The organism is Micropruina sp., from assembly GCF_047607385.1.
Taxonomy (GTDB): Bacteria; Actinomycetota; Actinomycetes; order Propionibacteriales; family Propionibacteriaceae; genus Micropruina.
In genome coordinates this window covers 1-4,832 of record NZ_JASGDE010000176.1, presented here as the reverse complement: position 1 = coordinate 4,832, position 4,832 = coordinate 1, and the positions used below count along the sequence as shown (strand labels likewise).

Below are 4,832 nucleotides of genomic sequence, written 5' to 3'. Positions count from 1 at the left end.
GTTGGGGACGGTTCTCAACGGTTGGGGACGGTTCTCAACGGTTGGGGACGGTTCTCAACGGTTGGGGACGGTTCTCAACGGTTGGGGACGGTTCTCGGTGGTGCGAGTTTCGTTCCGTTAGGGACGGTTCTGGGCGCCAGATCCGTCCCTAGATGGTTGAGTTTCAACCGTGGAGAACCGTCCCCGATGGTTGAGTTTCGACCGTCTAGAACCGTCCCCAACCGCTGAGAACCGTCCCCGATGACACCCGGACGGGGTCGCCGGCGGTGAGGACTACAGTGGGACGGCCCTATCGCCCGACCGGAGGAAACGCCCATGTCCGCCCCGTCCACTGCGGCTGTCGTCGCCGAGGCCGGCCTGCCCGACGGCGGGCAGTTGCGCATCCTGCGGGTGGATGCCTCCCGCGCCGCCGACGTGCTGCGGGTGGTGCACGCCGCGTTCGCCGCGCGTCCACCGGTGGATCCGCCGGCCGCGGCGCTGTCCGACACCGAGCAGACCATCGCCGAGAAACTGGCCGGCGGCTTCGGCGTCCTCGGTGAGCTGGACGGGGAACCGGCCGCGGCGCTGATCGTCGCCCTGGACGGTGACCAGGCCACCATCACCCGGGTCGCGGTGCACCCCGATCATCAGCATCGCGGCATCGCCAGCGCCCTGGTGTTGTGCGCCATGGACCTGCTCGCCGCCCGCGGCACCCGCACCCTGGGACTGGGCGTGCGCACCGAGTTCCCCGGGCTGGGCCGCTGGTGGCGCCGGCACGGCTTCGTCCGGGTGGGTGAGCGGCCGCCGCTGGAACTGTTGCAGCGCAGCCTGCCGGTGCTGGTCGAAGCCCCCACCGCGGACGCCATGCGCGACCTCGGCGAGCGGTTGGCCGGCCTGCTCCGGCCCGGGGACGTGATCATCGCCACCGGTGACCTGGGCGCCGGCAAGACCACCCTCACCCAGGGCATCGGCGCCGGCCTGCAGGTCGCCGGCCCGGTCATCTCACCGACCTTCGTGCTCTCCCGGGTGCATCGCAGCAGCACCGGCGGCCCCGCCCTGGTGCATGTGGACGCCTACCGGCTGGGCAGCTTCGACGAACTCGAGGACCTCGACCTGGAGGCGTCCCTGGCCGACGCGGTGACCCTGATCGAGTGGGGCGGCGGCATCGCCGAAGGACTGGCCGACGACCGGCTGGAGATCGACATCCGCCGCGGGCTGGATCCCGACGACGAGACCCGGCTGGTGTTCCTGGCCGGAGTCGGCCCGCGCTGGGCCGATGGGCAACTGGAGGAACTGCGATGAGCCCGAGCCCCTTGAGTCCGACCCCCCTGAGCCAGAGCCCCCTGAGCCCGAGCGCCGTGAGCCAGAGCACCCTGAGACTGGGCATCGACACCTCGACCGACGTCCGGGTCGGCCTGGCCGACGACACGGGGGTGCTGGTCGCCGGCGCGGTCACCGACAACCGGGCGCACGCCGAACAGCTGATGCCGCTGATCAACGCCACGCTGGCCGAGGCCGGCCGGACGCTGGCCGATGTCGGCTCGATCGTGGTCGGCGTCGGACCGGGCCCGTTCACCGGGCTGCGGGTCGGTGTGGTCACCGCGCAGACCCTCGGCTTCGCGCTCGGTGTCCCGGTGCGCGGCGTCTGCTCCCTGGACGCCGTCGCCGCCGGCCACGTCGCCGCGGGGGCGCCCGGGGAGTTCCTGGTGGTCAGTGACGCCCGTCGCCGCGAGGTCTACTGGGCCTGCTACGCCGCCGACGGCACCTGCCTGGAGGGCCCGGCGGTGTCCCCGGCGTCCGACCTGCCCGATCTTCCCGTGGTCGGTCCCGGCGCCGGCCTGGCGGGTGGCGCGCCCACGCCGCTGGACGGCGGGGTGCTGGCCCTGGCCGGCCCGGGCCTGCCGGACGCCGGACTCTCCCCGCTGTACCTGCGGCGTCCGGACGCCGAGGTGCCGACCACCCGCAAGTCCACCCTGCTGCAGCCCCGGCTGGCCCGCGGCGCCACCCGGGCATGACCGACCCGATCGCGATCCGGCCGGCGGCACCGGACGACCTGGACGCCGTCCTGGCATTGGAAGACGCCGGTTTCGACCAGGCCGCCCGGTGGAGCCGCGACTCATGGGCGGCCGAACTCGCCGGCGCCGACCGCTGCGTGCTGGTCGCGGTCGACGCGGAGGGGTCCCGACGAGCTCGACCAACCGACAGTCGGCTGCTCGGCGTCGCCACCGTCCAACTGGTCGCCGAGACCGCTGACCTGCACCGGGTGGTGGTCGCTCCCGAACAGCGCGGACGCGGTATCGGTCGCGCTCTGGTCGAGGCCGGGATCGCCTGGGCCGCGCAGCGGCAGGGACGCCGGATGCTGCTCGAGGTCGAGCACGACAACGCACCCGCGCTGGCGCTGTATCGTCGGCTGGGTTTCGCCGACCTGGCCCGGCGCGACGACTACTACGGCACCGGACGGCACGCGCTCGTCCTGCAGCGCGACCTCGCCGGAATCGCCGACCTCGCCGGAACCGACGACTTCGCCGGAACCGACGGCCTGGCCGGAGCCGACGGCTTAACCCGGGGCACCGGCCATATCACAGAGGGAGAGTTGATCGGATGAGCGGCCCGCTGGTGCTGGGAATCGAGTCGTCCTGCGACGAGACCGGGGTCGGGATCGTCCGCGGCCACGAGCTGTTGGCCAACGAGGTGGCGTCCTCGGTCGAGCAGCATGTCCGCTACGGCGGGGTGGTGCCCGAGATCGCCTCCCGCGCCCACCTGGAGGCGATGCGTCCCGCCCTGGAACGCGCGCTGGCCACCGCGGACGTCGACCCGACCGAGTTGGACGGCATCGCGGTCACCGCCGGCCCCGGCCTGATGGGTGCCCTGGTGGTCGGCCTGGCCGCCGCGAAAGCCCTTGCGGTGAGCCTGAACAAGCCGCTGTACGGGCTGAACCACCTGGTCGGCCATGTCGCCGTCGACCTGCTCGACCACGGCCCGCTGCCGCAGCCGTGCGCGGCGCTGCTGGTCTCCGGCGGTCACACCTCGCTGCTGCTGGTCAACGACATCACCGGCGACATCACCGAACTCGGCTCGACCATCGACGACGCCGCCGGCGAGGCCTACGACAAGGTGGCCCGGGTGCTCGGCCTGGCCTACCCGGGCGGCCCGGTGATCGACAAGGCGGCCGCCGACGGCGACCCGAAGGCGATCCGCTTCCCGCGCGGCCTGACCGCCCAGAAGGACCTGGTCAAGCACCGCTTCGACTACTCCTTCTCGGGGCTGAAGACGGCCGTGTCGCGCTGGGTGGAGACCCGGCGCCGGGACGGCGAGGACGTCCCGGTCGCCGACGTGGCGGCGTCCTTCCAGGAGGCGGTCTGCGACGTGCTGACCGCGAAGGCGGTGGACGCCTGTGAGCACTTCGGAGTCTCCGACCTGCTGATCGGCGGCGGAGTGGCCGCCAACTCGCGGCTCCGTGCGCTGCTGGAAGAACGGACGGCCGCGCGCGGCATCGCGCTGCGGCGTCCGCGGCCCGGGTTGTGCACCGACAACGGCGCCATGATGGCGGTGCTCGGCGCCGAGGTGATCGGACGCGGGCTGCGTCCGTCCGGCCTGGAGATCGGCGCCGACTCCGGCCTGCCGGTCTCCACGGTGCTGGTCTGACGCGATGCCGTACGCACCGATCATCGGCATTCTCGGCTACGTGCTGCATCCGGACGGCGGGCGCGCCCTGATGGTCTTCCGCAGCCGCGACGGCGACCTGCACCAGGGCAAGTACAACGGGCTGGGCGGCAAGCTGGAGAACGACGAGGACGTGGTCGGCTGCCTGCATCGCGAGCTGATGGAGGAGGCCGGCATCACCGTCACCGCCGAGCGGTTGCGCGGCACCATCTCGTGGCCCGGTTTCGGTGCTGGCGGCGAGGACTGGTTCGGCTTCGTCTTCGTGGTGGACGCTTTCACCGGCACCGTGCCCGAGCGCAACGACGACGGTCCGCTGGAATGGGTGCCGATCGAGCGACTGCTCGGCACCGGCGAGCCGCTGCCGATGTGGCCCGGGGACCGGCACTTTCTGCCGCTGGTTTTCGACGACGATCCGCGTCCGTTCCACGGTGTCATGCCGTATGTCGACGGCGTCCCGGCGAGCTGGAGCTACCGCCGCTGACCGCGTACCGGCAGCGGGTGTATCAGCATCCGGGCAGGCGCAGCCGGTGGCAGTTCTACCCGTGGCCGGCGACCCCCGCAATCCCTATCGTTCTCCCCTGTGGGCAGTGAGTCGCCCACAGGGGAGGGAATAAGTCATGAGATCAACAACGTTCGCGCGGATCGGCATCAGCCTGGCCGCCACGGTCGCTCTGGGGCTGTCCCCGGCGTTGGCCGGTGAGGTTCAGGCGGCCGGTGGGGGAACCGTCGTGGCGGCTCGCAAGTCGGCCGACAAGCCCCAGCCGACGACCGCGTACCGGGCGGTGGGGGCCCAGCATCGGGGTGGGCACTCCCGGCATTGCCGTCCCGTCGAGCCGTGGACCGGCATGGTTCACCGGTGCAGCGGGCAGTTCAAGCGCAGCAATCACGCCGACCTGATCTGGGGCGGGATCTGGGCACCCGAGTTCGAGCCGACATTGACGCCGTTCGGACGGGCCGGAACCTTCTTCGTCTACGTCGGGAACACCCCGGTGGACTGGGTCGAGATGCCGGCCACCGGGGACTTCGGCGGCATCGTCACGCTCAGCAGCACCTACGGCGGCGGCTACGTCAAGGGCACCCAGCGGATCGCGCTCTACGACACCCGCGGCCGGCTGGTCGCCTGGGACTGGATCACCCTGGACTGGGATTGGTGATCGATCGCGGTTGATCCACCGACCGGCGGCGGCTGC

General features: G+C 71.9%; 6 protein-coding genes. All 6 read left to right on the top strand.

All coding sequences use genetic code 11. From position 1 onward, the window contains the following. Positions 1–315: 315 nt before the first annotated feature. Positions 316–1,281, top strand: coding sequence for a tRNA (adenosine(37)-N6)-threonylcarbamoyltransferase complex ATPase subunit type 1 TsaE (gene tsaE, locus QM582_RS15705; protein ID WP_415085944.1), 966 nt, complete (start codon positions 316–318; stop codon positions 1,279–1,281). 56 nt (positions 1,282–1,337) lie between these two features. Further along, positions 1,338–1,994 carry a tRNA (adenosine(37)-N6)-threonylcarbamoyltransferase complex dimerization subunit type 1 TsaB gene (gene tsaB / locus QM582_RS15700; protein ID WP_415085943.1) on the top strand — a complete coding sequence of 219 codons (657 nt, stop codon included), beginning with the start codon at positions 1,338–1,340 and terminating at the stop codon, positions 1,992–1,994. Beyond that, positions 1,991–2,584 (top strand): GNAT family N-acetyltransferase, encoded by a 594-nt coding sequence (locus QM582_RS15695; RefSeq protein WP_415085941.1) that lies wholly within the window; start codon positions 1,991–1,993, stop codon positions 2,582–2,584. Before tsaB ends, QM582_RS15695 begins: the two co-directional genes overlap by 4 nt. Then, the gene (gene tsaD, locus QM582_RS15690; protein ID WP_415085939.1) at positions 2,581–3,624 is read left to right on the top strand and encodes a tRNA (adenosine(37)-N6)-threonylcarbamoyltransferase complex transferase subunit TsaD; all 1,044 of its coding nucleotides are present in this window, start codon (positions 2,581–2,583) and stop codon (positions 3,622–3,624) included. Before QM582_RS15695 ends, tsaD begins: the two co-directional genes overlap by 4 nt. Before the next feature lie 4 nt (positions 3,625–3,628). Then, on the top strand, positions 3,629–4,123 hold the full coding sequence (locus tag QM582_RS15685) for an NUDIX hydrolase (protein ID WP_415085938.1): 495 nt from the start codon (positions 3,629–3,631) through the stop codon (positions 4,121–4,123). Positions 4,124–4,259: 136 nt separating this feature from the next. Further along, a complete protein-coding gene (locus tag QM582_RS15680) occupies positions 4,260–4,796 on the top strand; it encodes a hypothetical protein (protein WP_415085937.1) in 537 nt (178 codons plus the stop codon). Positions 4,797–4,832 lie beyond the last annotated feature (36 nt).

Excerpts from the sequence above, each read along its gene's own strand:
- tsaE (WP_415085944.1), top strand. The coding sequence starts at position 316 with ATGTCCGCCCCGTCCACTGCGGCTGTCGTCGCCGAGGCCGGCCTGCCC.
- QM582_RS15695 (WP_415085941.1), top strand. The coding sequence starts at position 1,991 with ATGACCGACCCGATCGCGATCCGGCCGGCGGCACCGGACGACCTGGAC.
- tsaD (WP_415085939.1), top strand. The coding sequence starts at position 2,581 with ATGAGCGGCCCGCTGGTGCTGGGAATCGAGTCGTCCTGCGACGAGACC.
- QM582_RS15685 (WP_415085938.1), top strand. The coding sequence starts at position 3,629 with ATGCCGTACGCACCGATCATCGGCATTCTCGGCTACGTGCTGCATCCG.
- QM582_RS15680 (WP_415085937.1), top strand. The coding sequence starts at position 4,260 with ATGAGATCAACAACGTTCGCGCGGATCGGCATCAGCCTGGCCGCCACG.